Genomic DNA, 12,774 nt, shown 5'->3' on the forward strand with positions numbered 1-12,774 from the left:
GATGGAAGCGTGCTCGGGGGGGAGGGGTGAGACGCCGCGGGCCGCAGACGGGGGCGCGCCTGGGCCCGACCCCGGGTGACGAGATTCGATAATCCAGTAGCTATGTGTTTAGTTTAAACTGGAGTCGCGGTCAAGCGGGCGCGCGGTGTTAGGGTGTCGAAAACGACGCTCGGAGGATCGCCGGTGATCAAGCTGACCTTCTGCCTGACGCGGCTGCCGCATCTGACGCGCGCGGCGTTCCAGGAGTACTGGTTCAACACCCATGCCCCGCTGGTGGCGAGCGTGGCCGAGACGCTGCAGATCCGGCGCTATGTGCAGCTGCACAGCCTGCCGCCGGAGGCGAGCGCCGGGATTCGTGCGAGCCGCGAGGCGCCGCCCGAGTATGATGGGGTGGCCGAGTTGTGGTTCGACAGTCTGGAGGCGGTGGCGGCCAACGGATCGCGGCCGGAGGCGCAGGCCGCAGGGCGGCTGCTGCTCGAGGACGAGCGGAAGTTCATCGACCTGCCGCGCTCCCCGCTCTGGTGGAGCGAGGAGCGCGTGGTCGTCGGAGGCTAGCAGTCTAGGCGGAAGCTAGCAGGCGTAGCGACGCTTCACGGTCACGTGGCGGCCGGCGTAGGGATCGTAGAACCGCTCCTTGGCCGTGCAGGTGCGCGCGGCGTAGCCATAGCTCGGTCCATATCCGTAGGAGTAGGGCCGGTCGTAGCGGTAGTCGTAGCCGTACCGCGGCGCGTAGCCGCCGCCGTAGTAGCTGTTCCCGTAGTAGCCGCGGCTGTTGTTGTTGCCGGCGATGGCCGCGCCCAGGGCGAGGCCGGCGACGCCGGCCACGATGGCGGCGGCCGCAGCGTCGTTGTCGTTGCCGCGGTGGTAGCGGCGGTAGTCGCGGGCCTCGGCCGGGGCGGCGCTCGCGGCGACCGCGGCCGCGGCGGTGACGGCGGCGACAGAGGCGGTGAGGAACTTACGCATTGAGGAAGCCTCCTGATCTTGCGCGCCATCCTCCGCCCCGCCGGCTGAACCGCGGCTGAACGCCGCGGTCAGCTAAGGCCCCACTGGGGCGGAGGGCTACTTCCGCTGTGCGGCCGTCTCGGCCCGGATGGCGCCGAGCTCGGAGCCGGCGTTCCATTCCGGCCAGTCGCGGGAGTTGGCGAGCGCCTTGCCGATCTCGAAGGCGAGGTTCACGTCCGCCGCAGCGCCGGAGTAGTCGTGCCAGGTTTCCCACCGGTCGCAGGTCTGGTGGTAGCAGCGGGCGGTGAACTCCTCGACCCACTGGTCACCTTTCGCGCGTCCGCCGTCGACCACGTCGGGGCCTCCGGCCAGCGCCATCAGCAGCAGGGTGGGCACGCCGCGGCGTCCGAAGGAGAAGTGGTCGGCGCGATAGTTCAGAGCGCGCTCGGGCCGCGGGTCGGGGGTGATCGTCCGGCCGCGCTTGGCGGCGGCGGCGCGCAGTCGGTCCTCGAGCTGGTTCTGGCCCGAGCCGATCAGCACCACGTCGCGGGTCGGGCCGAGCGGATGGAAGGTGTCGTAGGCGATGCTGGCGACCATCTTGCCGGCGGCGTAGGGGCTGGTCTGGGCGAAGTACTCCGAACCCAGCAGGCCGCGCTCTTCGCCGGTCCAGAGCCCGAAGAGGATGGTGCGCTGCGGACGCGGCCCCGCCTTGAAGGCGCGTGCGGTCTCGATGACGCCGCCCACCCCGCTGGCGCTGTCCAGCGCGCCGGGGCGGATCGTGGCCCCCTGGGCGTCCGGCGCGCCGATCCCGTAGGCGTCCCAATGGGTCGAGTACATGATCGTCTCGTCGGGATGCTTCGAGCCGCGGATGGCGCCCACCACATTGCGGCTGGTGAGCTGCTCGACGGCGTTGCGGTAGTCGGCGGAGAAGCTCGCGCCCTTGAGCTCGACGGGCCGGAAGGCGGCCGTGCGGGCGCGGGCCTTCTCGGCCTCGAAGTCGAGGCCGGCGGCCTTGAAGAGCTCGACGGTTAGCGGCCGCTGGATCCAGCCCTGCATCAGCAGGCGGGCCGAGGCGGGATCCTGCCGGACGACGTCGTAGCTCTCGCCGCCGCCGGCGACCACGGTGCTCCAGGGATAGGCGGCGCCGGCGGTCTCGTGGACGATGAGCGCGCCCAGCGCGCCCTGGCGGACCGCCTCCTCGTACTTGTAGGTCCAGCGCGCATAATAGGTGGCCGCCTTGCCGCCGAACCTGCCGGCCACGGGTTCGCCAGGCTGTGCCTCGAAGTCGGGATCGTTGATCAGGATCAGCGCGACCTTGCCCTTCAGGTCCACGCCCTTGAAGTCGTCCCACCCCCGCTCGGGCGCGGTGACGCCGTAGCCGACGAACACCAGCGGCGCGTCCTGGATCCGGACCTGCTCGACGGGCCGCTGGGTCTCGACGCGCAGATCGGTCTGGGTCTGCAGGGTCTTGGAGAGGCCCGGCGCCTTGAGGCTGTAGGCGCCGTTCGGTTGGGTCTGGAAGCGGTAGAGCTGGACGTCCTGGACGAAAGAGCCCTTGTCGCCGGCCGGCTCGAGGCCGAGCGCCTGGAACTGCTTCACCAGATAATCGATGGTCTTCGGTTCGCCGGGACCGCCGGGCGCGCGCCCGGCATAGGGATCGCTGGCCAGTTCGCGGGTGATGTCGGAGATCCGCTGGGCCGAGATGGGCCCGGCGCTGGTGTCCAGCTTCTGCGCCGGCTTCTGTCCTGGCGTCTGGACGGGAGCCTGGGCGAGGGCGGGGCTTGCGGCGAACACGGCCGCGGCGGCGATAAGCGCTTTCATGGGGCTCACCTATAGGCCCGCGCAGCCCCCAGTTTCCACCCGATCCGCGGCTGGGAGGGAACCTGCGAAGAATTTTGCTGTTTTCGCCGCGCCCGGCCGGACCGATCGGCGGTCCGATGCGTTTACGGGAAGCGCGCGGCGAAGCTCGCGGCGCGCGATGATATTCGCCTGCCCCGGGTTGCGTGGGATTGGCGTGCGGCTTGCGGAGAGACCTCATGAGCGAATTCGACACCACCGGCGGCGCGATGGGTTCGGGAGCGGAAGGCTCCGGAGCCAAGGCCCAGGCCAAGGCCGCGATCGGCCAGGCCAGCCAGGCGCTGAAGCAGGAAGCGCAGACCTTCGCTTCGGCCGCGCAGGAGAAGGCGCGCACCGAGGCGCAACGCCGGACCGAGACGGCCACCAGGACGCTCGGCGATTTCGCCAACGCCATCCGGCGGGCGGGCGACGAACTGGCCCAGGCCGACCAGAGCCCGGCGGCGCGGCTGATCGGCCAGGCGGCCGATGGGCTGGAGAACTTCTCGCGCAACCTGGCCGGCAAGCAGCCCGAGGAGCTCCTGGACGCGGTGCGCGACTTCGGCCGCCGCCATCCGGTGGCCTTCATCGGCGGCGCCGTGCTGGCCGGTTTGGCCCTGGGCCGTTTCGTGCGCGCCTCGGAAGAGATGTCCGGCCTGTCGGGCGAGGTGGGCGGCGCGCCCTATCCGATCGCGACCACGGCCTACTCGGGCGCAGTCGGTTCGGACGACCTGGAAGTCGGCGCGGCCGGCGGCCTGGCGAGCGCGCCCACGACCCTCGCGTCGGCCGACCTTTCGACGACCATGGATGACAGCCTGGGCGTCCAGGGCACGGACGCCGAGGTCATGGCCTCTGACGTGCTGGGCGACGGGACCGAAGACATGACGGCCACGGATCTCGACCAGTTGGGCGACGGGCTGGGCGCTGGGCCCACCGGCCGTCCGTCGGGGGTCTGAACCCGATGGACGACGGCATGAGGACAGATGCTCGGACGCTGCCCGAGCTCGTCTCGCAGCTGACGACGGACCTGGCCACCCTGGTGCGCAAGGAGTCCGAACTCGTCCGCACCGAGATGACGGAGAAGCTGCACACCGCCGGCAAGGCGGCGGGCGAGATCGTCGCCGGCGGCGTCTTCGTGCTGGCGGCGCTCGGCGTTCTGCTGGCGGCGCTGGTGGCGGCGCTGTCGGAGTACATGCATCCGGCCTTCGCCGCGCTGATCGTCGGCGTGGCGGTGGCGGCGGTCGGCGTCGTGCTGATCCGCGCCGGGCTCAAGATGCTGAAGCCCGAAAACCTGAAACCCGACCGGACGGCGCGCCAGCTCCAGAAGGACGCCCAACTTGTGAAGGGAAAGTAGGATGACCAAGTCTTCGGCAGAGGTGGAGCTCGAGGTCGAGGCCACCCGGGGGCAGATCGACCGGACGGTCGAGGCGCTCAAGGACAAGATGCAACCCAAGGAACTGTTCGACGAGGCGACGAGGATCATGGGCGGAACGAGCAACAAGGTCCTGACCACGGTGGTGGAGCAGGCCAAGGAAAACCCGATCCCGGTCGCGCTGATCGGCGCCGGGATCGCCTGGCTGGCGCTGAGCCAGAGCCGGAAGAACAAGGGCTACGACCCCTACACGGGGCAGGGCTACTACGAGACCTATGAAGGTTATGACGAGAACGGCGGACTGAAGGACAAGATCAAGTCCAAGGCCCGCGAGGCGGTGCAGGCGGCCAAGTCCGGCATCCACACCGCCAAGGACAAGGTCTCGGGCGCAGTGGACACGGCCCGCACCTCGACCACCGACGGCGTCGGCACGGCGAAGACCCGGGCGACCGGCCTGATGGGCTCGGTGCAGACCCGCGCGGGCGACCTCGGCCATCGCGCCCAGGTCCGCTACCAGGAGACCCTGGACACCGAGCCGCTGATCATCGGCGCGATCGGGCTGGCGGTGGGCGTGGCCATCGGCGCCTCGTTCCCGGCCACCCGGACCGAGAACCGATACATCGGCCCGCACCGGGACAAGCTGGTCGGCCGCGGCCGCGACCTGGCGAAAACCTCGCTGGACGAAGCCCGCACCGTCGCCGAGCGCGCCTATGGTCAGGTCAAGAACGAGCTGCATCGGCAGACCGGCCCGGAAGGCGAGGGCTCGACCCTGAAGGACAAGGCCAAGGCGCTCGCCGACGCCGGCGTCTCGACGGTGCGCGACGAGGTCGACACCCGCCTGCAGCACTAGGAAACTCAGGCCAGAATGACGAAGGGCGGCTCCGCAGGGAGCCGCCCTTTTCACATCCGGCAGGCGGGATCAGTGCTGGTGCTGGTGCTCGGCCGGCGGCTTCGGCGCGTCGGGCTTCGGCGCCTCCTTCTTGTGGTGGTCGCAGCACGGCATGGGCTTGCCGTCCTTCATCTGTTCGCAGCAGGGCTTCTTGTCCTTGCAACAGGCCATTTCCTCTGCGGCGAGCGCGCCGCCGGCGCCGATCACGGCGAGGGCGAGGCCGATCGCGGCCGACTTCATCAGGTTCATGGCGGATCTCCGTATTGACGACTGGCGGCGACCATAGGTCCGGCCGCGCGGCTCACGATTGACCTCGATCATACCGCCTCCAGCAGGCGGGATGAAAGCCGCGCCGGCTATCGGGCGGTGCGCTCGAGGAGCTGGATCAGTTCGGACGCCTTCTTCCGCTGCTCGTCCTTGTCGCCGCTGACGATGGCGCCTTCGATGCAATGGCCGAGATGGTCGCGCAGCATTTCGGTCTCGACCTTGGCCAGGGCGGCGCGGACCGCCTGGATCTGGGTGAGCACGTCGATGCAGTAGCGGTCTTCCTCGATCATCCGGGCGATGCCGCGGACCTGGCCCTCCACGCGGTTCAGACGGTTCAGCAGGCGGGGTTTGTCGTTACGATCCATGATCTGCAGAATATACCCCCCATGGGTAATTGCAACCTGCGGCCCACGGGTATATCTCCAGTCAGCATGGATGCCCCTATGGGGTATATCGACCGACGGAGGCTCCGATGGCCAAGGCGCACGAGCATCATCACCATCAGCACGGCCACCACCACGCTGAGGGTCACGGCTGTTGTTCGGGGGGCGGCGCCGCGGGGCGGGGGGTGGACCCCGTCTGCGGGATGAGGGTCGATCCCGCCGCGACGCCCCACCATGCTGAGCACGCCGGCGAGACGTTCCACTTCTGCTCGGCCGGATGCCTTACGAAGTTCACGGCCGATCCCGCCAGGTACCTGGACAAGGACGCGGGCGCGGCCGAGCCGCCGCCCCCGGCCGGCACGATCTACACCTGTCCCATGCACCCGGAGATCCGGCAGGTCGGTCCCGGCAGTTGCCCGATCTGCGGCATGGCCCTGGAGCCGGAAGTGTTCACGGCGGAGGCCGGGCCCAATCCGGAGCTGGCGGACATGAGCCGGCGGTTCTGGATCGGCCTCGGGCTGGCGCTGCCGGTCTTCGGGCTGGAGATGGGCGCCCACCTGTTCCCGGGCCTGCACCACCATGTGTCGCCAACGACCTCGACGTGGCTGCAGTTCGTGCTGGCGACGCCGGTGGTGCTGTGGGCGGGTTGGCCGTTCTTCGAGCGGGGCTGGAGGTCGCTGGTCACCCGCAACCTCAACATGTTCACGCTGATCGCCATGGGCGTGGGCGTGGCCTGGCTCTACAGCGTGGTTGCGACGCTGGCGCCGCAGGTCTTCCCGCCCGCGTTCCGCAGTGAGGACGGGGCGGTCCCGATCTATTTCGAGGCCGCGGCGGTCATCACTGTGCTGGTGCTGCTGGGCCAAGTGCTGGAGCTGCGCGCCCGGGAGCAGACCTCGGGGGCGATCAAGGCCCTGCTGGACCTGGCGCCGAAGACCGCGCGGCGGGTGCGGGCGGATGGCGAAGACGAGGAGGTGACCCTCGACCACGTCCTGGTCGGCGACCGGCTGCGCGTGCGGCCGGGCGAGAAGATCCCCGTCGACGGCGAGATGCTGGAGGGGCGGGTGTCCATCGACGAGTCGATGGTCACCGGGGAATCGATGCCGGTGACGAAGTCGGCCGGAGACAAGGTGATCGGCGGCGCGATCAACCGGACCGGGTCGTTCGTCATGCGGGCCGAGAAGGTGGGCGCCGACACCCTGCTGTCGCAGATCGTGCAGATGGTGGCCCAGGCGCAGCGCAGTCGGGCCCCGATCCAGCGGCTGGCCGACGTCGTCGCCGGGTGGTTCGTGCCGGCGGTGATCGTGGCGGCGGGCGTGGCGTTCGCGACCTGGGCGGTGCTGGGGCCGGAGCCGCGGTTCGGCTTCGCCCTGGTGGCGGCGGTCTCGGTGCTGATCATCGCCTGTCCGTGTGCGCTGGGCCTGGCGACGCCGCTCTCGATCATGGTCGGCGTTGGCCGCGGGGCGCAGGCGGGCGTGCTGATCAAGAACGCCGAGGCGCTGGAGCGTTTTGAGACGATCGACACCCTGGTGGTGGACAAGACCGGCACCCTCACGGAGGGCCGCCCGGCGGTGACGGCGATCCGGCCGGCGGCCGGCTACGAGGAGGCCGAGCTGCTGCGGCTCGCCGCGAGCCTGGAGCGGGGCAGCGAGCATCCGCTGGCCGAGGCGATCGTGCAGGCCGCCAGGGCGCGCGGCCTGCCGCTGTCGGAGCCGAGCGGGTTCGACTCGCCCGTCGGCAAGGGCGTGCTGGGCGAGGTCGACGGCCGCACGCTGCTGCTGGGCTCGGGCAGGTTCCTGGCGGAGCAGGGGGTCGACACGGCCGGCGTCGAGGCTGAGGCTGACGTGCTGCGGGCCGACGGCGCCACGGCGATCTTCATGGCCGTGGACGGACAGGCGGCGGCGGTGTTCGCGATCGCGGACCCGATCAAGGCCACCACGCCGGAGGCCGTGCGGGCGCTGAAGGCGGCGGGCGTGCGGCTGGTGATGATGACTGGCGACAACCGGACGACGGCGCAGGCGGTGGCGCGCCGGCTGGGCATCGAGGACGTCGAAGCCGAGGTGCTGCCGCAGGACAAGGCCGCCGTGGTGGAGAAGTTCCGCCGCGAGGGACGCAGGGTGGCGATGGCCGGCGACGGGGTGAACGACGCCCCCGCCCTGGCGGCGGCCGACGTGGGCGTGGCGATGGGGGCTGGCGCCGACGTGGCCATCGAGAGCGCCGGCGTCACCCTGCTGAAGGGCGACCTTCAGGGGCTGGTCAAGGCAAGGCGGCTGTCGAAAGCGGTCATGGCCAACATCCGTCAGAACCTGTTCTTCGCCTTCGCCTACAACGTCGCCGGGGTCCCGATCGCGGCGGGCGTGCTGTATCCGGTCTTCGGCTGGCTGCTGTCGCCGGCCATCGCCGCGGCGGCCATGGCGCTGTCGAGCGTCAGCGTGGTCGGCAACGCCCTGCGGCTGCGATCCGTCGCGCTCTAGGGAACCGGCCGGGGCTTCCGCGGCTTCACCGGACGGTCCAACCCAGGAGATACCGATGACCCGGAGTTCGAAGGCGGCCGTCGCGGCCGTAGCCCTGCTCGCGAGCGCGTCCCTGTTGACCGCCTGCGGAAACCGCGAACGCGAGGCCGAAGTCAACACCGGCACGGCCCAGGCGGAGGTCTCGACGACCCTGCCGGAGAGCCAGGTGAGCGACGCTCAGCTGAAGGCGGCGGCCGAGGGCGCCGCGGCCGTCGCCGAGACGCCGCAGGGCTCGAACACCGCCGTGGTGGTGACGCCGCCTTCGGATTCCAGCGGCGTCACGACCGCGCCCGCGGGCGCGGCGCCGCCGAGGTAGGGCGTCTAGGCACCGGCGGCCTTCCACTTGCGGAGGGCCGCCGCCGCACGCCAGCCGAGCCACGCGCCCGGCAGCATGAAGAGGCCCGCCGCGAACACCGGCGCCCAGGGCCCGATCTTCGAGAACAGCACGCCGCCCAACAGAGGGCCCAGCACGCGCGACAGCGAGCCCGAAGCGGTCGCCGCGCCCAGCACGGCGCCCTGCCTGTCCGAGGTCGTGGACTGAGAGGCGATGGCCATGGCCGCGGGCTGCCAGGCGGCATGGCCGACCACCGAGGCGACCAGCAGGACGGCGGCGAGCCAGCCCCACGGCGAGGCGGCCATCGCGCAGGTCGTGACGGCGGCCGCCACCAGGCCGACGGCGATGGTGGGGCCCTGGCCCAGGCGACGGACCATGACGCCGGCGACCATGCCCTGGGTCAGAGCGGCGGCGATGCCCGTCATGGCCATGACGAAGCCCACTTCCCGCGGGCCCCAGTGGAAGCGGGCGTCCATCCAGAGCCCGAGCACCGACCACAGGGCCGAGCTGGCGAAGAAGCCGAAGAAGATCGTTCCGAAGACCAGGGTCAGCACTGGATGGCCCGCGACCTCCTTCAGGCCCTCGAGGGGATTGCGGCGCGGCCCGGCCGCGGCGCCGGGGGTGCGGAACTCGCGGACGAAGGCCAGGATGCCGACCACCGCCAGGCCGCAGGCGCCCGCGGCGAGCAGCAGGGGCGGGCGGAAGCCGGCGGCGCCCAGCTCGGGACGGGCCAGCAGCCCACCGATCGCCGGTCCGACCACGAAGCCCACCCCGAAGGCCGAGCCCACTAGGCCCAGCCGTCCGGCAAGCCGCTCGGGCGGCGAAACGTCGACGATGTAGCCCTGGATGGCCGACATGTTGCCCGAGAAGAACCCGGCGAAGGCGCGGGCGGCGACGGCCACCCAGATGCCGGGCGCGAAAGCCAGGCCGATGTAGCCCAGCGCCGACCCGACGATGGTGATGAGCAGCACGGGGCGGCGGCCGATGCGGTCCGACAGTCGGCCCCAGGTCAGCTCGCCCAGGAACTGGCCTGCGGAGAAGACGGAGAACAGGAGCGCCACCTGCCAGGCCTCGGCCTCGAAGACCTCGGCGAAGAACGGCAGCAGGGGGATCACGACGCCAAAGCCGATCAGGCTGAGGAACACCAGCAGCAGCATGACCGGCAGCGCCGCCTTCGGGGCGGGCTTCGGCGCCGCGGCGGTCGGCTCGGCGGTCGGCTCTGGCTCCGGCGGGGACATCGCTCGGGCTTAGCGTCCGCCGCGCGTGGCCTCCACCCCAAAACGAACGGGGCCCCGGCTGTCGCCGGGACCCCGCGCATCATCGTCAGCGTCGTCCGTTAGCGGGTGGTCATGCGGCCGTGATGATCGGCCTCGGCGTTGACCTCGCCGACGCGCATGGCCTTGAAGAAGGGCATGAGCTGCCACAGCGCCGACAGGCCCACCAGACCGTAGACGACCCGCGCCAGGCCGCTGTCCTGGCCGCCGAACAGGCTGGCGACGAGGTCCATTTCAGGCCCGCCCAGGGCGACCAGACCCCAGTTCAGGCCGCCGATGATCACCAGGGCCAGGGTGATGACATTGAGCCACTTCATTCGTCGTCTCCTCGAGGTTTCCGTGCCTGAAGCAACCATCGGGGGACTGGAAGTATCCCCCGCGTCTCAAATGAGGGTCAGGGTTTCAGGACCACCTTCACGCAGCCGTCCTGCTTGTCGCGGAAGATCTTGTACAGCTCCGGCGCCTGGCCGAGCGGGGCGGTGTGGGTGATGAGGAAGGTCGGGTCGATGTCGCCCTCGTCGATGCGGCGGAGCAGCTCGTCGGTCCAACGCTTCACATGGGTCTGGCCCGTGCGGATGGTCAGGCCCTTGTTCATGAGCGCGCCCATGGGGATCATGTTGGACAGGCCCCCGTAGACGCCGGGAATCGAGACCGTGCCCGCCGCCTTGCAGGCCATGATCGCCTCACGCAGCGCGATCGGCCGCTCGGTTTCCAGCTTGAGCGCGGTCTGGACACGGTCGATCAGCTCGAGCACGGCAGTCGGCCCATGGGCTTCGATACCGACGGCGTCGATGCACTTCTCCGGGCCGTGACCGTCGGTCATGTCCTTCAAGGCCTGCAGGACGTTCGTGCCGCGCCGGTCGAGAACCTGGGCGCCGAGGCTGGCGGCCATCTCCAGTCGTTCGGGGACGTCATCGATGGCGATGACCCGCTGAGCGCCCATCTTGATCGCGGACAGGACGGTGAAGAGACCGACGGGGCCGCAGCCCCAGACGGCGACCGTGTCGGTCGGCTGGATGTCGGCGAAGGCCGCGGCCTGCCAGCCGGTCGGCAGGATGTCGGAGAGGAAGATGTACTTCTCGTCGATCCCCGTCTTCGGGATCTTGACCACAGTGGAGGCCGCGAAAGGCACGCGCAGATATTCGGCCTGACCGCCAGCGTACCCGCCCGTGATGTGCGAGTAGCCGAACAGGCCCGCCGTGGTGTCGCCGAAGAAGGCCTTGGCGAGGTCGGCGTTTCGGTTCGTGACCTGGCAGACCGAGTAGTTGCCGGCGCGGCACTGTTCGCACTGGCCGCAGATCATCTGGAACGGGACGACCACCCGGTCGCCGACATTCAGGCCGGCGGCGCGGGCCTCGGCGCCCACCTCGACGACTTCGCCCATGGGTTCGTGACCCATGACGTCGCCCTTGCACATGGTCGGCACGAAGCCGTTCATCAGGTGCAGATCCGAGCCGCAGATGCAGGTCGAGGTGACGCGGATGATCGCGTCCTTGGGATCCTCGATGATCGGATCGGGCACCTCCTCGCAACGGAGGTCCTTCTTGCCTTGCCAGCAGATGGCTTTCATCGCGGGCTCCTCTCTTTACGGGCAGGTGCGCTTGACGGTGCTCAGTCGCCAGGCGGCGAGCACGTCGAGTGCGGTGACGGCGACGACGACGCCCAGGGCCAGGCGGACGTTGCCCCGCTTGGGGTTCTCGGGCTTGTCGAGCGAACGCAGGACGGCGATGTCGAACACGTCGCCCGCTACGCGCGCCCAGAGCGTCATCTTGCAGGTGGGATCGCTGACCAGGCGCAGGCCGGTCGCCATCTCGCGGGCGCCGAACAGGAGCTGCACGGTCTGGGGATTGGCGTCCATCCCGAGGAAGCGGTTCACGCTGTTGGGCGAGGTCAGGCCCCCACACGCCAAGGCCGATGGCGTTCTGCCCGAGCGTGCCAGACAGGGTCGGGGTCAGCGCGGGCTTGGCGCGCACGCGGTCGGTGGCCAGCGTCACGCGCTTGCCGCCGGGCAGGCCGATCGCGGCGGAGGGCGACCTGGCGAAGTTCTGGAACGCCTCGCCGCTGAGCCAGCTTCGGGGTTCGGGGGCGGCGCCTGACGCGCCATCGGCGCGCGGCCGCGCCTCGGATGAGGTGTGTGAGAGCGACACGTCCGGGCTCCTCTCGCAATCTGTGGTGGATGCGACAGATGAGACCGTCGAGCGGGGCGTCCTGTTCCCAGACTTGCTTAAAGATCGGCGGGGTCCGTCGCGGCGGGCCTTCGCCGACGCGAAAACGCCCGCCGGAAGACCGGCGGGCGTTGGCGTCCCGGATGCGGGAGAAGGGTCTTACTTCATGCCGGCCTTGATCTGGTTCACCTTGTCGTGGTGGGCCTGGATCTTGGGCGCGGCCTTCTGGGCGAGCGCCTTCAGCTCGGCGTTGTCGCCGTTCTGGGCGTAGCCCGTCATCAGGGTGTGCGCCTCGGCGTGGGCGGCGTCCTGCTGGGCGATGTAGGCGCGGTCGAAGTCGGCGCCGTTGGCCGCCCGCAGGTTGTCGAGCATGCCCTTGCGGCGCTGGTCGAGCTCGGCGGGCGGGGTCATGTTGTTCTTGGCGAGGATGGCCTTCATCTCGTTCGACATCGCCGTATGGTCGGTGACCATCTGCTTGCCGAAGGCCTTCACGTCGGCGGACTGACCCTTCTCCTGGGCCATCTTGCCGGCTTCGATCTCGTACATGTCGCTCATGGCGGCGTTGCCGACGAAGGCGTCGGTGGAGTTGGCGCCCATGGTCGAGGCCGAAACCTGGCCCACCGCGGCGCCGACGGCGTCCTGGGCGGCATTGACCGGTTGGCTCTGGCCGGGGTTGGCTTCGTTGGTCGCGGCCTCCTGGCGGTTGCAGGCGGCGAGCGTGAGGGCCGAAAGCGCGGCGGCGCTGATCAAAAAGGCGCGTTTCATGGACGGCATCTCCCTATCCGTGTGGGAGGCGGAATGCCGC

Annotated in this window: 15 protein-coding genes; 6 read left to right on the plus strand and 9 right to left on the minus strand. The window is 70.2% G+C overall.

Annotated features, from left to right (window positions below; genetic code table 11):
* Nucleotides 1–183: 183 nt before the first annotated feature.
* The gene (locus LRS10_RS13505; RefSeq protein ID WP_257837724.1) at nucleotides 184–555 is read left to right on the plus strand and encodes an EthD domain-containing protein; all 372 of its coding nucleotides are present in this window, start codon (nucleotides 184–186) and stop codon (nucleotides 553–555) included.
* Nucleotides 556–570: 15 nt separating this feature from the next.
* Here LRS10_RS13505 and LRS10_RS13510 read toward each other — a convergent pair whose 3' ends face one another.
* Both LRS10_RS13510 and LRS10_RS13515 read right to left on the minus strand, forming a co-directional pair.
* Nucleotides 571–963: a hypothetical protein gene (locus LRS10_RS13510; RefSeq protein WP_257837725.1), complete on the minus strand. Its 393-nt coding sequence runs from the start codon at nucleotides 961–963 to the stop codon at nucleotides 571–573.
* A 96-nt stretch (nucleotides 964–1,059) separates the two neighbouring features.
* Nucleotides 1,060–2,763, minus strand: coding sequence for a M28 family metallopeptidase (locus tag LRS10_RS13515; protein ID WP_257837726.1), 1,704 nt, complete (start codon nucleotides 2,761–2,763; stop codon nucleotides 1,060–1,062).
* A 215-nt stretch (nucleotides 2,764–2,978) separates the two neighbouring features.
* Here LRS10_RS13515 and LRS10_RS13520 point away from each other — a divergent pair, with 215 nt between their 5' ends.
* The 3 genes from LRS10_RS13520 to LRS10_RS13530 are packed head-to-tail and all read left to right on the plus strand — an operon-like array spanning nucleotide 2,979 to nucleotide 4,997.
* Entirely contained in the window at nucleotides 2,979–3,731 is a 753-nt protein-coding gene (locus LRS10_RS13520; RefSeq protein ID WP_257837727.1) for a hypothetical protein, read from the plus strand.
* Between the two features lie 17 nt (nucleotides 3,732–3,748).
* Nucleotides 3,749–4,129: a phage holin family protein gene (locus LRS10_RS13525; RefSeq protein ID WP_257837728.1), complete on the plus strand. Its 381-nt coding sequence runs from the start codon at nucleotides 3,749–3,751 to the stop codon at nucleotides 4,127–4,129.
* 1 nt (nucleotide 4,130) lies between these two features.
* On the plus strand, nucleotides 4,131–4,997 hold the full coding sequence (locus tag LRS10_RS13530) for a DUF3618 domain-containing protein (RefSeq protein WP_257837729.1): 867 nt from the start codon (nucleotides 4,131–4,133) through the stop codon (nucleotides 4,995–4,997).
* A gap of 69 nt (nucleotides 4,998–5,066) precedes the next feature.
* Here the strand turns inward: LRS10_RS13530 and LRS10_RS13535 are convergent, their stop codons facing one another.
* Both LRS10_RS13535 and LRS10_RS13540 read right to left on the minus strand, forming a co-directional pair.
* Nucleotides 5,067–5,285, minus strand: coding sequence for an ammonium transporter family protein (locus tag LRS10_RS13535; RefSeq protein ID WP_257837730.1), 219 nt, complete (start codon nucleotides 5,283–5,285; stop codon nucleotides 5,067–5,069).
* 107 nt (nucleotides 5,286–5,392) lie between these two features.
* Nucleotides 5,393–5,668, minus strand: coding sequence for a metal-sensitive transcriptional regulator (locus tag LRS10_RS13540; RefSeq protein ID WP_257837731.1), 276 nt, complete (start codon nucleotides 5,666–5,668; stop codon nucleotides 5,393–5,395).
* Between the two features lie 107 nt (nucleotides 5,669–5,775).
* Here LRS10_RS13540 and LRS10_RS13545 point away from each other — a divergent pair, with 107 nt between their 5' ends.
* Entirely contained in the window at nucleotides 5,776–8,157 is a 2,382-nt protein-coding gene (locus LRS10_RS13545; RefSeq protein ID WP_257837732.1) for a heavy metal translocating P-type ATPase, read from the plus strand.
* A 55-nt stretch (nucleotides 8,158–8,212) separates the two neighbouring features.
* Nucleotides 8,213–8,512 (plus strand): hypothetical protein, encoded by a 300-nt coding sequence (locus tag LRS10_RS13550; protein WP_257837733.1) that lies wholly within the window; start codon nucleotides 8,213–8,215, stop codon nucleotides 8,510–8,512.
* Between the two features lie 5 nt (nucleotides 8,513–8,517).
* Here LRS10_RS13550 and LRS10_RS13555 read toward each other — a convergent pair whose 3' ends face one another.
* From LRS10_RS13555 to LRS10_RS13575, 5 genes are all read right to left on the minus strand, one after another.
* Nucleotides 8,518–9,768: an MFS transporter gene (locus tag LRS10_RS13555; protein ID WP_257837734.1), complete on the minus strand. Its 1,251-nt coding sequence runs from the start codon at nucleotides 9,766–9,768 to the stop codon at nucleotides 8,518–8,520.
* 98 nt (nucleotides 9,769–9,866) lie between these two features.
* Nucleotides 9,867–10,121 (minus strand): DUF378 domain-containing protein, encoded by a 255-nt coding sequence (locus LRS10_RS13560; protein WP_257837735.1) that lies wholly within the window; start codon nucleotides 10,119–10,121, stop codon nucleotides 9,867–9,869.
* A 77-nt stretch (nucleotides 10,122–10,198) separates the two neighbouring features.
* Nucleotides 10,199–11,374, minus strand: a complete 1,176-nt coding sequence (locus LRS10_RS13565; RefSeq protein WP_257837736.1) for a zinc-dependent alcohol dehydrogenase — start codon at nucleotides 11,372–11,374, stop codon at nucleotides 10,199–10,201.
* 15 nt (nucleotides 11,375–11,389) lie between these two features.
* On the minus strand, nucleotides 11,390–11,680 hold the full coding sequence (locus tag LRS10_RS13570; RefSeq protein ID WP_257837737.1) for a hypothetical protein: 291 nt from the start codon (nucleotides 11,678–11,680) through the stop codon (nucleotides 11,390–11,392).
* Nucleotides 11,681–12,128: 448 nt separating this feature from the next.
* The gene (locus tag LRS10_RS13575) at nucleotides 12,129–12,734 is read right to left on the minus strand and encodes a DUF4142 domain-containing protein (RefSeq protein ID WP_257837738.1); all 606 of its coding nucleotides are present in this window, start codon (nucleotides 12,732–12,734) and stop codon (nucleotides 12,129–12,131) included.
* Between the last annotated feature and the right edge of the window lie 40 nt (nucleotides 12,735–12,774).

The organism is Phenylobacterium sp. J426 (genome assembly GCF_024699945.1).
Taxonomy (GTDB): domain Bacteria; phylum Pseudomonadota; class Alphaproteobacteria; order Caulobacterales; family Caulobacteraceae; genus Phenylobacterium.

Coding starts and splice junctions, on each gene's coding strand:
- LRS10_RS13555 (WP_257837734.1), bottom strand. CDS start 9,768: ATGTCCCCGCCGGAGCCAGAGCCGACCGCCGAGCCGACCGCCGCGGCG.
- LRS10_RS13510 (WP_257837725.1), bottom strand. CDS start 963: ATGCGTAAGTTCCTCACCGCCTCTGTCGCCGCCGTCACCGCCGCGGCC.
- LRS10_RS13575 (WP_257837738.1), bottom strand. CDS start 12,734: ATGAAACGCGCCTTTTTGATCAGCGCCGCCGCGCTTTCGGCCCTCACG.
- LRS10_RS13535 (WP_257837730.1), bottom strand. CDS start 5,285: ATGAACCTGATGAAGTCGGCCGCGATCGGCCTCGCCCTCGCCGTGATC.
- LRS10_RS13520 (WP_257837727.1), top strand. CDS start 2,979: ATGAGCGAATTCGACACCACCGGCGGCGCGATGGGTTCGGGAGCGGAA.
- LRS10_RS13545 (WP_257837732.1), top strand. CDS start 5,776: ATGGCCAAGGCGCACGAGCATCATCACCATCAGCACGGCCACCACCAC.
- LRS10_RS13540 (WP_257837731.1), bottom strand. CDS start 5,668: ATGGATCGTAACGACAAACCCCGCCTGCTGAACCGTCTGAACCGCGTG.
- LRS10_RS13525 (WP_257837728.1), top strand. CDS start 3,749: ATGAGGACAGATGCTCGGACGCTGCCCGAGCTCGTCTCGCAGCTGACG.
- LRS10_RS13565 (WP_257837736.1), bottom strand. CDS start 11,374: ATGAAAGCCATCTGCTGGCAAGGCAAGAAGGACCTCCGTTGCGAGGAG.
- LRS10_RS13530 (WP_257837729.1), top strand. CDS start 4,131: ATGACCAAGTCTTCGGCAGAGGTGGAGCTCGAGGTCGAGGCCACCCGG.
- LRS10_RS13560 (WP_257837735.1), bottom strand. CDS start 10,121: ATGAAGTGGCTCAATGTCATCACCCTGGCCCTGGTGATCATCGGCGGC.
- LRS10_RS13550 (WP_257837733.1), top strand. CDS start 8,213: ATGACCCGGAGTTCGAAGGCGGCCGTCGCGGCCGTAGCCCTGCTCGCG.
- LRS10_RS13515 (WP_257837726.1), bottom strand. CDS start 2,763: ATGAAAGCGCTTATCGCCGCCGCGGCCGTGTTCGCCGCAAGCCCCGCC.